General features: G+C 61.8%; 16 protein-coding genes. 13 read left to right on the plus strand and 3 right to left on the minus strand.

The window, feature by feature from the left end; all coding sequences use genetic code 11:
• Positions 1-13: 13 nt before the first annotated feature.
• Positions 14-961: an ABC transporter substrate-binding protein gene (locus PSH86_RS17630; protein WP_305483854.1), complete on the minus strand. Its 948-nt coding sequence runs from the start codon at positions 959-961 to the stop codon at positions 14-16.
• Between the two features lie 303 nt (positions 962-1,264).
• Here PSH86_RS17630 and PSH86_RS17635 point away from each other — a divergent pair, with 303 nt between their 5' ends.
• From PSH86_RS17635 to PSH86_RS17655, 5 genes are all read left to right on the plus strand, one after another.
• Complete coding sequence (locus PSH86_RS17635; RefSeq protein ID WP_109753103.1) at positions 1,265-2,257, plus strand: aliphatic sulfonate ABC transporter substrate-binding protein; 993 nt, start codon at positions 1,265-1,267, stop codon at positions 2,255-2,257.
• A 63-nt stretch (positions 2,258-2,320) separates the two neighbouring features.
• Entirely contained in the window at positions 2,321-3,166 is an 846-nt protein-coding gene (locus PSH86_RS17640) for an ABC transporter permease (protein ID WP_109753104.1), read from the plus strand.
• Positions 3,167-3,169: 3 nt separating this feature from the next.
• On the plus strand, positions 3,170-3,883 hold the full coding sequence (locus PSH86_RS17645) for an ABC transporter ATP-binding protein (protein WP_109753105.1): 714 nt from the start codon (positions 3,170-3,172) through the stop codon (positions 3,881-3,883).
• A 121-nt stretch (positions 3,884-4,004) separates the two neighbouring features.
• On the plus strand, positions 4,005-4,166 hold the full coding sequence (locus PSH86_RS17650; RefSeq protein WP_162893838.1) for a hypothetical protein: 162 nt from the start codon (positions 4,005-4,007) through the stop codon (positions 4,164-4,166).
• A gap of 53 nt (positions 4,167-4,219) precedes the next feature.
• Positions 4,220-4,810: a helix-turn-helix domain-containing protein gene (locus PSH86_RS17655; protein WP_305490373.1), complete on the plus strand. Its 591-nt coding sequence runs from the start codon at positions 4,220-4,222 to the stop codon at positions 4,808-4,810.
• 63 nt (positions 4,811-4,873) lie between these two features.
• Here PSH86_RS17655 and PSH86_RS17660 read toward each other — a convergent pair whose 3' ends face one another.
• Entirely contained in the window at positions 4,874-5,383 is a 510-nt protein-coding gene (locus PSH86_RS17660) for a hypothetical protein (RefSeq protein WP_167659325.1), read from the minus strand.
• Positions 5,384-5,685: 302 nt separating this feature from the next.
• A complete protein-coding gene (locus PSH86_RS17665; RefSeq protein WP_109753107.1) occupies positions 5,686-6,642 on the minus strand; it encodes a threonine dehydratase in 957 nt (318 codons plus the stop codon).
• A gap of 93 nt (positions 6,643-6,735) precedes the next feature.
• Here PSH86_RS17665 and PSH86_RS17670 point away from each other — a divergent pair, with 93 nt between their 5' ends.
• From PSH86_RS17670 to PSH86_RS17705, 8 genes are all read left to right on the plus strand, one after another.
• Positions 6,736-7,551: a helix-turn-helix transcriptional regulator gene (locus tag PSH86_RS17670; RefSeq protein WP_305483865.1), complete on the plus strand. Its 816-nt coding sequence runs from the start codon at positions 6,736-6,738 to the stop codon at positions 7,549-7,551.
• Positions 7,552-7,756: 205 nt separating this feature from the next.
• Positions 7,757-9,631: a 3-dehydroquinate synthase gene (locus PSH86_RS17675; protein ID WP_305483867.1), complete on the plus strand. Its 1,875-nt coding sequence runs from the start codon at positions 7,757-7,759 to the stop codon at positions 9,629-9,631.
• On the plus strand, positions 9,628-10,518 hold the full coding sequence (locus tag PSH86_RS17680) for a UbiA family prenyltransferase (protein ID WP_116832625.1): 891 nt from the start codon (positions 9,628-9,630) through the stop codon (positions 10,516-10,518). Before PSH86_RS17675 ends, PSH86_RS17680 begins: the two co-directional genes overlap by 4 nt.
• The gene (locus PSH86_RS17685) at positions 10,515-11,288 is read left to right on the plus strand and encodes an EboA domain-containing protein (protein WP_305483870.1); all 774 of its coding nucleotides are present in this window, start codon (positions 10,515-10,517) and stop codon (positions 11,286-11,288) included. Before PSH86_RS17680 ends, PSH86_RS17685 begins: the two co-directional genes overlap by 4 nt.
• Positions 11,289-11,327: 39 nt before the next feature.
• Positions 11,328-12,212 (plus strand): TatD family hydrolase, encoded by an 885-nt coding sequence (locus PSH86_RS17690; RefSeq protein ID WP_109753112.1) that lies wholly within the window; start codon positions 11,328-11,330, stop codon positions 12,210-12,212.
• Positions 12,209-13,438, plus strand: coding sequence for a metabolite traffic protein EboE (gene eboE, locus PSH86_RS17695; RefSeq protein WP_305483876.1), 1,230 nt, complete (start codon positions 12,209-12,211; stop codon positions 13,436-13,438). Before PSH86_RS17690 ends, eboE begins: the two co-directional genes overlap by 4 nt.
• Positions 13,428-14,882 (plus strand): alkaline phosphatase family protein, encoded by a 1,455-nt coding sequence (locus PSH86_RS17700; protein ID WP_305483879.1) that lies wholly within the window; start codon positions 13,428-13,430, stop codon positions 14,880-14,882. The genes eboE and PSH86_RS17700 overlap by 11 nt, the downstream gene beginning before the upstream one ends.
• Complete coding sequence (locus tag PSH86_RS17705) at positions 14,852-15,991, plus strand: hypothetical protein (protein WP_305483881.1); 1,140 nt, start codon at positions 14,852-14,854, stop codon at positions 15,989-15,991. The genes PSH86_RS17700 and PSH86_RS17705 overlap by 31 nt, the downstream gene beginning before the upstream one ends.
• Positions 15,992-15,995: the final 4 nt, after the last annotated feature.

The following is a 15,995-nucleotide window of genomic DNA, read 5'->3' on the forward strand; positions in this document are numbered from 1 at the left end:
GGAATGACCCGATTTATTCGCTCAAGGCCTGGCTGAAGGACGTGTCGATAATCCCGGCGGTAGCCAGCGGAGCCGGCAGCGCCTTGACCTTGAACAGGAAGTCCGCCGTGCTTTGCAGGTCGGCGGCCGCCTGTTGGTCTACCGGGCCGACGCTCATGTGGGCCTGGCGCAACCAATGGCGTGAGACGTTCTGGTCGAGATTGGCTTTTTTTGCCCACAGGTCGGCGTATGCATCGGTATGGTTGTCGACCCAGGCACGGGCTTGCTTCACGCGCCCGAGGAAATCGGCGATGGCTTCGCGCTTACTGTCGATGGCCGACGTCGAAGCGGCAATAGCGCTGAGGCCGGGCATGAGGTTTTTCGCCGTCAGGATTGGCCGGGCGCCGGAAAACAGGATCTGTTGCGAGATATAGGGTTCCCACACCGGAAAGGCATCGATGCTGCCCTGGGGCAAGGCCGCAGCCGCGTCGATCGGCATCAGCTTGATGAATTCGACATGATTCTCCGGCAGGCCGGCCTGCTCCAGGGCGCGCAAGGTCAGTTGCTGGCTCCAGGCACCGGGCCAATAGGCGACTTTCTTGCCCTTGAGGTCGGCGATGGTCTTGACCGGCGAGTCCTTGGGCACCAGTAACGCGATAGTGTCCGGGTTCTGCCGCGAAACGCCGATCAACTTCACCGGCGCCTGCTTGGCCGCCAAAAACAGAAAACCTGAATCGCCAAGAAAACCCAGGTCCAGGTCGCCGGTATTCAGCGCCTCGGCCAGGGGCGCGGCGGCCTGGAAATGTTTCCAGTCGACACGGTAGGCAGCGCCTTCAAGCACGCCCGAGGCCTCCACCGAAGCCCGTACGTTGTAATAGTTCTGGTCGCCAATGTGCAGTACCAACGGCTCGGCGGCCTGGACCAAAGGTGCGGCGAACAATGTGCTGAGGAGCAGACGGCGCAGGGATCGGGAGACCTTCATGAAGACTTTCCTGAGTGAGTTTCATAGAACATAACGTCCTTGTAATTCACATTCTAAATTCTTTTATTGCATAAGCTCATGATCACAGGCAGCCGATGTTGATGGCGCAACAGCGCGGCAACAGACTGTTGGCTGGGCAACATTTCCCTGAAACCGTTACTCCATGGCAACGCCCGTAAACCGCCCTTTCCCGGGCTGTGGCACAGAGCCTGCAATATTCCTTTCAAGCGGGATTTCCTCTCGCGGTCCGATCTTTCGGAAATAAGAACATTGCCTTCTCGCCGCCTTGTCTGGAGCTGTTCCATGAAACCCGACGTCCGCTTCTCCCTGGCCCGCGCCAGATACCTGATCAGCGCCTGCGTCCTGGCGCTGGGCCTGCCGTCCATGACCCTGGCCGCAGAAAGCCCGCCGGCCGAAGTGCATCTGGATTACGCCTATTACTCGCCGGTCAGCCTGGTGCTCAAGCACTTCGGTTATCTGGAAAAGGCCCTGCCCCAGACCAAGGTCAGCTGGGTGCTGAGCCAGGGCAGTAACCGCTCCCTGGAATACCTCAACAGCGGCGGCGTCGACTTCGCTTCGTCCGCCAGCCTTGCCGCCGTGCTGAGCCGGGCCAACGGCAGTCCGATCAAATCGGTGTATGTCTACAGCCGCGCCGAATGGACGGCCTTGGTGGTGCGCAAGGATTCACCGATCAAGACCATCGCCGACCTCAAGGGCAAGAAGATCGCCGCCACCAAGGGCACCGACCCTTATCTGTTCACCCTGCGCAGCCTGCAACAGGCAGGGCTGAAAAAAGACGATGTGGAGTTGGTGCACCTGCAACACCCGGACGGTCGCGCCGCCCTGGAAAAAGGCGACGTCGACGCCTGGGCCGGCCTCGACCCGCACATGGCCGCCAGCGAAGTACAGGCCGGGTCGCGCCTGCTGTATCGCAACCCCGCCTTCAACAGTTACGGCGTGGTCAGCGTCACGGAGAAATATGCCCAGGAGCATCCGCAGACCATCGACACCGTGCTCGCCGCCTACGAACAGGCCCGGGCGTGGTCGCTGGAGCATCCGCAAGAGTTGGCCAAATTGTTGGCCGACGCATCCGGACTGCCATTGGAAGTTGCCCGGCTGCAACTGTCACGCACCGACCTGGGCAGCCCGCAATTGAGTGCCAAGGATGTGCTGGCCTCCAAGGCTGCCGCACCGATCCTGGTTTCCGAGGAGCTGGTCCGTCGCGGGGTGAATGTGGACCAGGTGATCGATCAACTGCTCGACACCGGCCGCCAGCAGGCCGTGGCCCGTCAATAACCCCTTGCCCAAGTGACAACCGATCCGCGCCTGGCGCGGATTCGGCGTTGCCGGAGAACCGCCATGAGCAGCAACAGCAAAGACCTCTCCAGCCCGCGCCTGGCCCTGCCCGCAGCGGGCAAAACGCCCCTGTTCAACTCCGACCGCTGGCGGCTGCGCCTCAAGGGATTGGCCCTGCCGGTGCTGATCATCGTGCTCCTGGAGATCATCGTGCGCATCGGTTGGTTGCCCGCCTACCAGATGCCGGCCCCCAGCGAGATCGCCCTGACCCTCGGCGACCTGGCCGAAGGTGCGCTGTGGAAACACATCAGCGCCAGCCTGTTGCGAGTGCTGCTGGGCTTTGCCATCGGCGCCGGCCTGGCCTTGGTCTTCGCCGCCTGGGTTGGCTTGAGCCGCGAAGCCGAAGCCTATCTGGAACCGACCTTCGCCGGCCTGCGCTCGATCCCCAGCCTGGCCTGGGTGCCGTTGCTCCTGCTGTGGCTGGGCATCGACGAAACCTCGAAAGTGGTGCTGATCGCCATCGGTGCGTTCTTCCCCGTTTACCTCAATGGCGTGGCAGCCATTCGCAACATCGACCGCAAGCTGGTGGAGGTCGGCCATATGTATGGTTTCAACCGCCGCCGTCTGGTGCGCCGGATTCTCCTGCCGGCCGCCCTGCCGGGCCTGTTCACCGGGTTGCGCAGCGGCATGAGCCTGGCCTGGATGTTCCTGGTGGCCGCCGAACTGATCGCCGCGACCAAAGGCCTGGGCTATCTGCTCAGCGATGGCCGCGAAACCTCGCGCCCGGACATCGTGCTGGCGGCAATCATCGTGCTCGCCCTGCTGGGCAAGCTCAGCGACGGCATGCTGGCCGGTCTGGAAAAACGCTTCCTGGCCTGGCGCGACACCTTTAACGGCACCGAGGAGTGAGCCATGAGCCAAGCCCTGCTGGAGATCCACGTCGAGCGCAAGACCTTCGCCACCACCACTGTGCTCAATCACATCCACCTGCAACTGCAACCCCGCGAAACCGTGAGCCTGCTGGGCCCCAGTGGCTGCGGCAAAAGCACTTTGCTGCGCATCGTCGCCGGCCTGGAGAAGGACTTTGAAGGGCAACTGCTCAGCCACACCGAGCAACTGGCCTTTGTGTTCCAGGAACCGCGGCTGATGCCCTGGCTGACGGTGCAACAGAACATCGGCTTCAGTGATGACGACGATTACGACAAGGCCTGGGTCGCGCAGTTGATCGAGGAAGTGGGCCTCAGCGGTTTTGCCGACGCCTTGCCCAAGGCGTTGTCCGGCGGCATGGCGCAACGGGTGGCGATTGCACGCGGCTTGTATTCGCGACCGCGGGTGCTGTTGCTGGACGAGCCCTTCAGTGCGGTGGACGCCTTCACCCGCATGAAACTGCAGGACCTGTTGCTGCAACTGGCCGAACGGTACGCCATCGCCCTGTTGCTGGTGACGCACGATGTCGATGAGGCGCTGTATCTGAGCGACCGGGTATTGGTGATGGATAACCGCCCCAGCAGCATTCGCCAAGAGCTGGCGGTGCAACTGGACCACCCACGCGACCGGCGCGACCCGTTGCTGGCCCGACTCAAGGCGCTGGCCCTGACGGAACTGCATCGCGCCCATGTGATTTGATCAGACGCGGCACTAAGAACACAAAGGCATTAATAAATAAACAATCAGTATTTATGGTTATAAACAGAACCACGTACTCTCAGCTCATCCCGTCCCATTGGTCACGACAGTGAAGTGCCTTATGAAACCGACTGACAACGTTATCGACTTCGTCCAAATGCGCAAACGCAAGCAGGCCCAGCAACTGGCCCGGACCATGTGGGAAATGTACGCGCGTAATGCCGGTTACCAGGCGTTCCATTGGGTCCAGGCGTCCCAATCGACCAGGACGTACCACGCGTGAGCGCCCAGGAGCCCTCGCGCTTTCTGGCGAGTACCGACGAGCCCGAAGTGGACCTGAACAATCTCGAAGCCCTGGATGAAGATCCGATCTGCGAACGGGTCGCGCAGAACCTGCAACGCCTGCGCGGCAAGCGCCACCTGTCCCTCGACGCCCTCGCCCGCCAGTGCGGGGTAAGCCGGGCCATGCTGGCGCAGATCGAATCCGGACGCAGCGTCCCGTCGATCAAGGTGCTGTGCAAAATCGCCAAGGGCCTGAAGGTGTCGGTCGCCGCGTTCCTGGAACACCGGACTTTCGAAGGGGTGGCGGTGTTGTCGGCCAGCCAGAGCAAACGCCTGGTCAGCGCCAATGGCGCGTTCGTCAGCCGCGCCCTGTTCCCGTTCGATGTGGCACGCCAGTCGGAATTCTACGAGCTGCGCCTGAGCCCTTTGGGCGAAGACCAGTCCGAAGGCCACGGGCCTGGCGTCCAGGAAAACCTGGTGGTGTCCCAAGGTGTGCTGGAGATCAGCGTCAACGACGAGCGCTACCTGCTCTCCACGGGTGATTCGATTCTGTTCTACGCTGACCAGCCTCACCGCTATCGCAACCCGGCGGACAGTGAGGCGGTGGCGTATCTAGTGGTGACCTACCCGGAACGCCTGGACTGAATACACCGCATTGTGGCGAGGGGATTTGCCTTCGCCACAATGGATAGTGCCAGTCGCGACGAATCAGCAGGTGCAGCACATCATCGGCATGCCGTTGCAGCTCATCATCATTGGCATGCTGCAGTCGTTCATCATCTTCATCATCAAGGCGCAGCAGTTCTTCATCATGTCCATGTTCATGCCGGCCATTGGCATGACTTTGCACATCATGCAGTCAGCCATCACCGTGCATTCCATCACGCACTTCATCGACGGCATCGGCATGCCCATCATCGGCATTGGCATCATCATGCTCGCCATCGGCATGGCCATGCTCGCCTGGGACATGCACATCATGCTCATGTTGCCGCAGTGCATCATCATCGGCATGCCGCAGTTCATCATCATCTGCATCATGTCGGCGCTGTTCTTGAACATGGCCATGTCCATGCCGGCAGCGGGCATCATTTTGCACAGCATGCCGTCATCCATCATTTCGCAGGTCATGGTCGCCATCATCATCGGCATGCCCATCATTGGCATCATCGGCATGTTGGCGTTCATCGGCATTTGCATCTGCATGGCGTTCATCATGGTGTGGTTCCCTGTAGGTTCGAGAGTCGGACGAAGCTGATGGGGCGGATTCTAAGGATTGGCCCGGGCCCGACAAGATGGCGATCGAACAGCAGGAATGAACGTTCAAGCAGGCTTACCGGAGCGACGCGCGCATAGTTGTCCGCTATTGCACTTCATTCGCTTCCATTGCAGATGCTTCACCCACGACAGCTTCGATTCTCCGGTCATGGATATGCCTTCCACAGCTATATAAATAACCGTAAGAAATAATCGATCTAAACTCGCCCCTGGTATCTAGCGCCACGGTGGCAAACCCTGGTTCAGTCAATCAACTTCGCATACACCGAGCGGTCGATATTCCCACCGGACAGAATCACCGCCACCCTTTTCCCTCGCATCGTTTCACGTTCCTGCATCAGCGCTGCCAAGGCTGCGGCGCCGGCACCCTCAGCAAGGTTGTGGGTGTCGGTGTAATACACCCGCATGGCCTCGGCAATTTCAGCGTCGCTGACCGATACGATTCGCGCCGCTGCGGCCCCGTAGATGGCAAAGGCCTCGGGGATGGGCCTACGCACAGCCAGGCCGTCGGCAAAGGTATTCGCCGAAGCGGTTTCACAGAGCGTTCCAGACTCGAACGATAACTTCGCCGCCGTGGCCTCGGTGGAGACCACGCCCACCACCTGGGTTTTCAAGCCCAAGGCATCGCGGGCGGCGATGACCCCGCAAATCCCCGAGCCACAGCCTATCGGCACGTAGACGGTGTCCAGGTCCGGCACGGCATTGAACAGCTCCAGCCCATAAGTCGCCACGCCCTTGACCAACTCGGGATGGAACGGCGGCACCAGGTAGAGGCCATGTGCTTGGGCCAGGCGCACAGCTTCTTCACGGGCCTCGTCGAAATCGCGGCCATACTCGACCACCTCGCCGCCAAAACCGCGCATGGCATTGTTCTTTTCCACCGAGTTACCTTGCGGCACGACGATCAACGCTTTCAAACCCAATGCAGTAGCCGCCAACGCCAGACTCTGGCCATGGTTGCCGCGGGTTGCCGTGACGATGCCTTTCGCCTCGGGGTGCTCGCGCTTGAGCCAATGCACGAAGGTCACGCCGCCGCGCACCTTGAAGGCCCCGATCGGCGTGTGATTCTCGTGCTTGACCCACACCGTGCAACCCAACCGCTCAGCCAGCAAGGGCCAGGCATACTGGGCAGTGGCAGGCATGACTTGGTAGAGATGGCGGGCAGCTTGTTCGATCGCGTCGCGGGTCAGTGTGTGCATGATTGGCCTCCAGGTTTTTACTCAGCCTAATCGGCCCGACTGCGGCGGGCTTTCAGAAAACTGACCTGACTTTCAGGCCCGCTCTTCACTACTATGCGACTCATGAACCGTCGAAACCGCCAACAACCGCCCCCGCCCGAACCGGTCCGTCGTATCGAGGCTGGGCCCTGGGCGATCGAATTGCTGCCCGGCTGCGCCTACGCCACCCGCTATGTCGCGACTCAGTCGGCGATCGGCTTTGCCTTCGACAGCCAGCGCGGCCTGCACGCCATCGGCAGCGACCGAGTGCAGCCCTTCGAGGCGATACCCAACGGCCTGGCATTCGTCCCCGCCGAATGCGACGTGTTCTCCGAATCCCCCAGGGGCGGTGAATACCTGCGGGTGGTGCGCACCGACGGCATGGCGTTGTCGGGGGAACATGCGTTCAACAATCGTATTGATCCATTGGCCACCACTCTCGCGCTGAAGATGCGCAGCGCGTTACTGCGCGCCACCGCCGAAAACGACTGGGAGGCCTGGGCGCTCGGTTTGGCTGAGCGAGTGAAGGACCATAAGGCATTTTCGGCCCACCCCAACGGCTCCATCACGGGGGGCCGGATGCGCTTGCTCGACGAGTTCATCGACACCGGCCTCGACGGTCCGCTGGGGATAAAGGAAATGGCGGCGCTGCTTGGCTTGTCCGAGGGGTATTTCATGCGGGCATTCAAACAGGCGACCGGCAAAAGCCCACACAGTTACCTGATCGACCGACGCCTGGCCAAGGCCCGGGCGCTGATGCGTGATTCAAGCGCCCGACTGGCTGAGATCGCTCACATCTGCGGCTTCAATTCCCAGGCCCACATGACCACGCTGTTCAAGCAACGCCTTGGCGTCAGCCCGGCGCAGTTGCGCGGGTATTCAAAGCCCTGAAGCGGGAAATCGCGGCCAATCAGATTGCCATCAAATGGCCTTGCAAAAACACCCTGGCCGTCTAGATTCAAATCTGTCTCCAACCACATCATCAACCACCAACGACAGCCCCTCGGGCGAGAGCGTCTATTGGCCTAAAACACATAGTTGGCGTTGCTTTCAATTACTGACACGGAATCAGTCATAACAACAAGAGGGATGCTTGATGAAGCACAGCCGTGGGTATCGTTTGCGCTCGCAAAAAGGACCAGCCGGATATTTCTGGCTGTCATTGGTGTGCTTTTCTGGCCTGGTGATCGCCAGCTTCTTGTTGTTCGAGCAACAGATCCAGGACTTCCTGACCCATCTCAACCTGTACTTGCCCTCCACGCCTTCGCAGAAGCTCTACCTGGCGTTGCTGCTGATCGCCCTGCTGGCACTGGACGTGGTGCTGCCGGTGCCATCGAGCATGGTCGCGCTGCTGGCCGTGGCCATGCTCGGCAGCCTGGGGGGTTACCTGGCGATTTTCATCGGGTTGTGCCTGGGGGCCGGGCTGGGCTATGCACTGGGAGCCGGCTATTTGCGTCTGTTGTCCGGCCGCATCGGCCTGCATCAGCGCCAGCCAGGGCAACTGGCGTACCGGTTGGGCACGCTGTCGCTGATCTGCCTGCGCGGCGTCCCGGTACTGGCGGAAACCTCGGTCGTCGCCGCCGGCATGCAACGCTATCCGCTGCGTGCGTTCATCCTGGTTACCACCCTGGCCAATGCCGGCCTCGCATTGGCCTACAGCGCCATTGGCAGCTTTCTCGTCGAACAGAACGCGCTGTTGGTGACCCTGCTCGCCAGCATGGTATTACCCGGAGTCTTCATCGTTGGATACAGCCTGTTCAAAAGCATTCGCCGGCACGACGCCGGGCAACCTTTGCACGGGCGCTTCAAGGTCAGCTACGACTACCCGGTGGTGTTCACCGACCATTTGTTCGATCCGCTCAATCCCTGCCTGCACCGCCAGCTCATGGCCGGGCACAGGGGGCCGGTAACGGTGTTGATCTTCGCCGATGAGCAGTTGCTGCAAAGCGCCCCGCAACTGCTGGAACAGATCAATGCCTACTTCGCCAACCATTTTCCCGACTTGCATTTGCAGGCGCCACCCATCGCGGTCCCGGCTGGCGAAGCGAGCAAGGATTCACAGGTGTTGCAACAGTTGTACAGCGACATGCTGCAACATGGGCTGGACCGGCATTGCTACGTGTTGGCCCTCGGCGGCGGCGCGGTGCTCGATGCGGTGGGCTATGCCTGCGCCACCTTCCACCGCGGCATCCGCCTGATTCGCATCCCAAGCACCGTACTCGCCCAGAACGACGCCGGTATCGGCGTGAAAAACGGCATCAACGCCTTTGGCCAGAAGAACCTGCTGGGGGCTTTCTACCCCGCCACCGCGGTCATCAACGACTTTCAATTGCTGACCAGCCTGACCCGGCGCGACCAGATCGCCGGACTGGCCGAGGCGGTCAAGGTGGCGCTGATCAAGGACCAGGCGTTTTTCCAGTGGATGGAGCAACAGGCCGACGCCCTCGCCCACTTCGACCACACGGCCAGCCGCTATGCGATCCGCCGCTGCGCCGAATTACACCTGGCGCACATCACCGGTGCCGGAGACCCCTTCGAACGCGGTAACGGACGGCCGTTGGACTACGGGCACTGGGCCGCCCACAAATTGGAAAATCTCAGTCACCACCGACTGCGCCACGGTGAAGCCGTCGCGGTGGGCATGGCCCTGGATGGACTCTATGCCAATGCCCTGGGGTTGTTGAGCGATGTCGACACCGAACGGGTGCTGCACCTGCTGCTCAAACTCGGCTTCTGCCTGAATCCGCCGGAACTGGCCTTGAAAGATGCACTGGGGCGCTCCCAGGTTTTGCTGGGCCTGGAGGAGTTCCGCCAGCATTTGGGCGGGCAACTCTCCATCCCCATGCTCAGCAGGATCGGCGAGTCGGTGGATTTGCATGAAATCGATACCGCGCGAATGGAGCAGGCATTGCAGCGGCTGTCCACCCAGGTCGATCTCGTGCTCACCCTGAACGAGAGCTGTGCGCAATGAGCCAGGCATCGTTGAACCTCAAGACCTGGATGACCCTCGGCCGGGTGTCCAACCTGCCCACGGTGTGGACCAACACGCTCGCCGCCGCCCTGCTGGCCAGCAGCGCCGGAGCCCTGGCGCCGCCGTCGTCCCTGGTGTGGATCCTGCTGCTGGCGGCACTGTCACTGCTGTACCTGGCCGGCATGCTGCTGAACGACCTGTTGGACGCCGACTGGGACCAACAACACGATAATCCCCGCCCTATTACCCTGGGCCTGGTCAGCCGCCAGCAAGTGCGACTGGCCACTGCGTTGTTGCTGGTGCTGGCGGCGGCCTCGCTGCTGGGCCTGAGTCGGCTGATCGAGCAACCGCACTGGCTGTTGGGCAGCGCCACCCTATTGGTAGGCTGCATTCTCGGTTACAACCTGCTGCACAAGAAGTACGCCAACAGCGTCTGGCTGATGGGAGCGTGCCGCTCGGCGCTCTACCTCACCGCGGCGGCCAGTCTGGCGATGCCACCAGAGCCGATCTGGCTCTGCGCGATTTTGCTCGGTGTCTACATCAGCGGCCTGACCTACCTGGCTCGCCAGGAACACCGTAACCAACTGATCAGCCGCCTCCCCCTGCTGCTGATGCTGAGCCCGCTGGCCTTGGCGATTTACGCAGGCAACGCCTGGTTTTGGCCGGTGTTGCTGTTATGGCTTGGCTGGTTGGGCTGGCACTACTGGCGCAACCTGGCCAACCCCCGGCAACGGCAGGTCCGGGCCTTTATCGGCGCCGGCCTGGCAGCCCTGCCATTGTTCGATGCCCTGGTGCTGGCCGTGGCTGACCAGCCATTGGGCAGCCTGCTGTGTGTCCTGGTGTTTTTCCTGCTTCCTCATTTCCAGCGCTGGATCAAACCAACATGAACACGGACGTTACTGCACCGACCTCGGCGCCCCTCGACATGCGCCACGACTGCCTGAACGAACAACGCCGGAATTTCATCCAGTCACTCGATGAAACCGAACGACAATGGTGGCAGCAGGCACAGACGCAGCTTGCCCAACGCCCGGACGCCAACACGGCAGCGCTGCTGGGCAGCCAATGCAAGCGCCACTTCAAGGAACGTGCCCAGCCTGGCACTGACGGCTGGAGCAACGTCCAATTGGCGCGGGCGTTGCTGCTGGCCCAGGTACTGGAACTGCAGTCCCTCGCCGGGCAAGTCCCCCTGCTACACCAGTTGTTCCTGTGGGGCGATGATCAGGAAAAGATCGCCATCCTGAAGGCCCTCGACTGGCTCGATAGCCGCGGGCAGTGCGTGGAACTTGCACGCCAGGCCGGACGCACCAGCAACAGCCAGGTGTTCGCCGCCCTCGCCCTGGACACCGCCTACCCGTCCCGCCACTACGACGAACGAGCCTTCAACCAACTGGTGCTGAAAGCACTGGGCATGGGCCTCGATGTACGACGCCTGATCGGCTTGGCGAAACGCCAGAGCGTCACCCTCAATCAATTGGCCCTCGACCTGTTGGACGAACAACTCGCCGCCGAACGAACGGTGTCCGCCGGCCTGCCCCAAGTGATTGCCTTCGACCTGCTGAGTCCGGCGCAACGTCAGCGCCTGGCCGGCCTGGGCCAGCAACAACGCTTGCCGTCGCCATGGATCGAGCACATGGGCGGCGCTTCGCCGAACTGATGCCCAACCGTCCCCCTGTTTTTTTGACGAGGATTCACCATGCTCAAGTACTTCGACCCGCATATTCACATGGTCAGCCGCACCACTGACGACTACCAGAACATGGCAGCCGCCGGCATCACCGGGGTGATCGAGCCGGCCTTCTGGCAGGGCCAGGCCAGGACCAGCGTCGGCAGCTTCATCGACTACTTTGACACGTTGCTGGGCTGGGAGCGTTTTCGCGCCAGTATGTTTGGCATTCATCACTTCTGCACCATCGGCCTGAACCCCAAGGAAGCCAATGACCTGTCGGTGGCCAACGAGGTGCTGGAGATTCTGCCGCGCTACCTGGTGAAAGACGGGGTGGTGGCGGTGGGTGAAATCGGCTACGACGACATCACCCCGGAAGAAGATCGCTTTCTCGCCGCCCAATTGGAGCTGGCCAAGCAATTCAATCTGCCGGTGCTGGTGCATACCCCGCACCGCGACAAGATCGGTGGCACCAAACGCACGCTCGCCGTCATTCGCGAGGTCGGCATCGCCGAACACCTGGTGATCATTGACCACCTCAACGAACTGACCCTGCCCCTGGTGCTGGACAGCGACTGCTGGCGCGGCCATTCCATCTACCCCAACACCAAGATGTCGGAACAGCGCATGGTCGCCCTGCTGCAGCAGTACGGCACGGAAAAAATGGTCGTCAACAGTGCCGCCGACTGGGGTATCAGCGACCCGCTCAAGGTGCCCAAGACCGGCCAGGCGATGCTGGCCGCCGGCTTCAGTGAAACCCAGGTCGAACAGGTGCTGTTCCACAACCCGGTGGACTTCTTTGCCCAGAGCGGCCAGCTGGACAAAGCCCTGGTCGGCACGCCCCTGCCCATCGATCAGCGGCGGCAGTGGCAGGACAACTCGGCCTTGCGGGGCCAGGAGCCGGTGGTCAAATGAGTGCCCGCACGGGTTGGACAGCCACGCAGATCGGCTATTGCAGTAACGTGCACCCGACCCGTGACCTGGGCGGGTTGCGCGCATCCATCGAGCGGCATTTCCAGAGCGTACGGACACTGCGCGGGCTGGACACCCAGGACAGCGGCCTGTGGATCAGCGCCGTTGCCGCCGCCGAACTCCAACAGGCATCGGCCCGCAAGGACTTCCTCGCCCTGCTGCAACGCAGTGGTCTACGCCTGACTTCGCTCAACGGCTTCCCCTACGGCCAATTCCACCACGGCGCGGTGAAAGCCGAGGTCTACCTGCCCAGTTGGGCCGACCCGCAGCGGCTGGCGTACAGCCTGGATCTGGCGCGGATTCTCGCCCAGGCCCTGCCAGTCGACTGTTCCCAGGGGGTGATCTCCAGCGTGCCGCTGGGCTATGCCGCCCACTGGAGTCCGACGCTACAGCAACGTGCCGAGCACCAACTGCGCGAACTCACCGCCGCGCTGGCCCAACTGCTGCGGGAGACGGGCAAGAAGATCGTCATCTGCCTGGAGATGGAGCCCGATTGCGTGCTGGAAAACACCGACCAGGCCATCGCCTTCTTCCGCCACTGGCAAGCCATCGACCAGCACCATGAACACCTGGCGCTGTGTTTTGACGTTTGCCACCAGGCCGTGATGTTCGAAGACTGCTATCAGTCACTGGACCGATTGCGTCAGGCCCAGGTACCCATCGGCAAGATCCAGTTATCCAATGCGCTGATTTGCCGGCTACCTGAGGACGCGCATCGGCGCAAACAGGTGCTCACGACCTTGGGCGGATTTGCCGAACCCACCTACCTGCATCAAGTGAAAGTCCGCGATGGGCAGGAGCGATTATCAGCCTGGGCCGACCTCCCCGCGGCCCTGGATGATTGTGAGCGCAATGGCCCCTCCCATCCCGAACTGAGGATTCACTTCCACATTCCGCTGTTCAGCGAACACCTGCTGTTGCCCGAACTCAGCGGCAGCCAGGTCGCCCTGGCGCAGACCTTCGACTTTCTGGCCGACCATGGGGATTTTCGCCCCGTACTGGAAGTGGAAACCTACAGCTGGGGCGTCCTGCCCAGCCAGTTGCGGCCCACCACCGAGCACGCCCAGCTCCAGGGCATCGCGGCGGAGCTGCATTGGGTCGAGGAGCAGTTACGGCAGCGCCAGTTGCTGCAACCCCAAGCACTGGAGGCCTGCGCCGATGCCCTCTGATCCTGCGCGTCAGCCGCTGCTGCTGATCAACGTGGTCGGCCTGACCCCCGCGCTGCTGGGTGCCGCGACGCCGTGCATCAATGCCCTGTTGAAAACGGCCAAGATGGCCACGTTGCAACCGGTGTTCCCGGCGGTCACCTCCACCGTGCAGGCCTCGATCCTCACGGGGCTGGCACCGTCGGACCACGGCATCGTCGGCAACGGCTGGTATTTTCGCGACCAGGCCGAAGTGCGTTTCTGGCTGCAACCCAACGCACTGATCCAAGGGGAAAAGGTCTGGCAGGCACTCAAGCGCCAGCACCCCGGGTTTCGCTGCAGCCAGTTATTCTGGTGGTACAACATGTACGCGGACGTGGACGCCGCCATTACCCCACGGCCGCATTACCCGGCCGATGGGCGCAAGGTGTTCGGCCTGTACTCGACGCCCGCCTCGTTGCATGAGCGTATCGAGCAGCAGATCGGCGAATTTCCCTTTCCGGGCTTCTGGGGGCCGGCGGCCGGCATCGCCTCGAGCCGCTGGATCGTCGATTGTGCCATCGCCGAATTCCAGCTCGACCGACCCGACCTGCAATTGATCTACCTGCCCCATCTCGATTACAGCCTGCAACGCCTGGGGCCCGATCACCCGTCGATTGCCGATGAGGTACGGGCCATCGACAGCGAAGTGGGACGTCTGCTGGCCTTTGCCCAAGCGCAAGGCGCGGCGGTGATGCTGCTGTCCGAATACGGGATCGAAGCCGTCACCCAATCCGTTTCCATCAACCGCTTGTTACGTGCCGAGGGCTTGTTGCAGGTACGCCAATCGCTGACCTGGGAGTTGCTCGATCCCGGTGCCAGTGCAGCGTTTGCCGTGGCCGATCATCAGGTCGCGCACATCTACGTGAAGCATGCGCGCGACATCCCACGCGTCAAGGCGCTGTTGCAACGCCAGGCCGGCATCGAGCAGGTGCTCGATAAAACCGAACAACGCGCCTGGCAACTGGATCACCCCCGCAGCGGCGAGCTGGTGGCCGTGGCCGCCGCCGGCTGCTGGTTCGATTACTACTACTGGTTCGACGATCGCAAGGCCCCCGACTTTGCCCGCACCGTGGACATCCATCGCAAGCCGGGCTACGACCCGCTCGAGCTGTTCATCGACCCGGCCATTCGCTTCCCGAAACTGAAAGTGGCGCGCCGCCTGCTTCAGAAAAAGCTCGGCTTTCGCTACTACATGGACCTGATTCCGCTGGACACCCGCCTGGTCCGCGGCAGCCACGGACGGCTGCCCACGAGCGAGAAGACCGGTCCGCTGCTCATCACCAATTGTGATCTGTCGTTACCGCAGCACCTTGCGGCCACGGCGGTGAAGCAACTGCTCCTGGAACACTTCCGGGGGCACCCTCATGCCGATACGGCGAATGCCAAGGAGCTTCCATGCGGCGAACCATTTCCATCACTGTTCTAAGTGCCCTGGCCGGATTGGCCCAGGCACAGGACCCCAACAACTTCGATTGCAGCAACTTCCTGCAGTTTGGAGCAGACATCAACCAGACTCGGACCGCGTTTGCCCAGAGTCCCGAGACCATGGCCTGGAACTGGTTCGTCTGTTTGAACCAACCCAGCACCGCGCAAAGCAGCAATCTTGTGTGGGAGATGATGAAGCCCTCGGATCAGGTCTACCTGCCCAACGGCGCACCACCGGGCGCCTATGACAGCTCCGCGCCGCTCCCGGCCGCGGTGGTGACGCAAGCCAAGGCACAAGGCATGGACCTGTCCCGATCCTTCCATAACATCAATGCCACCCAACAGGTCGATGGCCTGATCCTGCAAATGGGCGGTGCCGTGCCCGATGCCCAACAGGGCAACCCGGTGCGTTTTCAGTTGCTGATGGGCAAGGACACGTTCGATTACATCGTGCAGAAGCAGGTCTACAACGTGAACGGCCAGGCCGCCCTGGCCAACGACCTGAACTTCCCACCCACCGCCTGGGAGTTGAAAGCCGCGTGGCTGTGGATCGGCTCGGACACAACCTACCGGCAAACCCTGGTTAACGACGGCTACTACGTCGCCCAGGCGTATTACCAGCAGGACGGAAAGTACCAGGTCGGCTATGCGGCACTCAGTGGCCTGCATGTCGTCAACAAGCTGAACAGCAGTTGGGTCTGGACCACCTTCGAGAATATCAACAACAGCAAGTACACCGTGACCAATGGGCCAACGCCTGCACCGATGACCAACACCACCGGGCCGACAGCGGCCGCCAAGCCGGTCAACGCCAGCTTCCAGGCCAATAACCCGACCCTGTCGAAGTACGACCTGATCGGGGTCGAGTTCCAGCCCATCACCCAGGTACTGGCCAATTCGCAGTTGGAATCGGCGTTCCAGAACACCTCGTCCTGCCTGGCCTGCCACAGCACCGCTGCCTACTCGAACGACGACGGATACTTCAATTTCGCCCTGAACCATGGGGGCGGCATTGTCTATCCGACAGCCCCGCTGCCAGCCTCAGATTTCGACGGCTACAAAAAACTGGACTTTGTCTGGTCGCTGAAACGCGCCCAGTGGCAACGCTAAGGAG

The sequence above is a fragment of the Pseudomonas sp. FP2300 genome, assembly GCF_030687595.1.
GTDB classification, from domain to species: domain Bacteria; phylum Pseudomonadota; class Gammaproteobacteria; order Pseudomonadales; family Pseudomonadaceae; genus Aquipseudomonas; species Aquipseudomonas bijieensis.

Excerpts from the sequence above, each read along its gene's own strand:
- PSH86_RS17640 (WP_109753104.1), top strand. The coding sequence starts at position 2,321 with ATGAGCAGCAACAGCAAAGACCTCTCCAGCCCGCGCCTGGCCCTGCCC.
- PSH86_RS17675 (WP_305483867.1), top strand. The coding sequence starts at position 7,757 with ATGAAGCACAGCCGTGGGTATCGTTTGCGCTCGCAAAAAGGACCAGCC.
- PSH86_RS17650 (WP_162893838.1), top strand. The coding sequence starts at position 4,005 with ATGAAACCGACTGACAACGTTATCGACTTCGTCCAAATGCGCAAACGC.
- PSH86_RS17645 (WP_109753105.1), top strand. The coding sequence starts at position 3,170 with ATGAGCCAAGCCCTGCTGGAGATCCACGTCGAGCGCAAGACCTTCGCC.
- PSH86_RS17670 (WP_305483865.1), top strand. The coding sequence starts at position 6,736 with ATGCGACTCATGAACCGTCGAAACCGCCAACAACCGCCCCCGCCCGAA.
- PSH86_RS17660 (WP_167659325.1), bottom strand. The coding sequence starts at position 5,383 with ATGATGAACGCCATGCAGATGCAAATGCCGATGAACGCCAACATGCCG.
- eboE (WP_305483876.1), top strand. The coding sequence starts at position 12,209 with ATGAGTGCCCGCACGGGTTGGACAGCCACGCAGATCGGCTATTGCAGT.
- PSH86_RS17665 (WP_109753107.1), bottom strand. The coding sequence starts at position 6,642 with ATGCACACACTGACCCGCGACGCGATCGAACAAGCTGCCCGCCATCTC.
- PSH86_RS17700 (WP_305483879.1), top strand. The coding sequence starts at position 13,428 with ATGCCCTCTGATCCTGCGCGTCAGCCGCTGCTGCTGATCAACGTGGTC.
- PSH86_RS17630 (WP_305483854.1), bottom strand. The coding sequence starts at position 961 with ATGAAGGTCTCCCGATCCCTGCGCCGTCTGCTCCTCAGCACATTGTTC.
- PSH86_RS17690 (WP_109753112.1), top strand. The coding sequence starts at position 11,328 with ATGCTCAAGTACTTCGACCCGCATATTCACATGGTCAGCCGCACCACT.
- PSH86_RS17685 (WP_305483870.1), top strand. The coding sequence starts at position 10,515 with ATGAACACGGACGTTACTGCACCGACCTCGGCGCCCCTCGACATGCGC.
- PSH86_RS17680 (WP_116832625.1), top strand. The coding sequence starts at position 9,628 with ATGAGCCAGGCATCGTTGAACCTCAAGACCTGGATGACCCTCGGCCGG.
- PSH86_RS17635 (WP_109753103.1), top strand. The coding sequence starts at position 1,265 with ATGAAACCCGACGTCCGCTTCTCCCTGGCCCGCGCCAGATACCTGATC.
- PSH86_RS17705 (WP_305483881.1), top strand. The coding sequence starts at position 14,852 with ATGCGGCGAACCATTTCCATCACTGTTCTAAGTGCCCTGGCCGGATTG.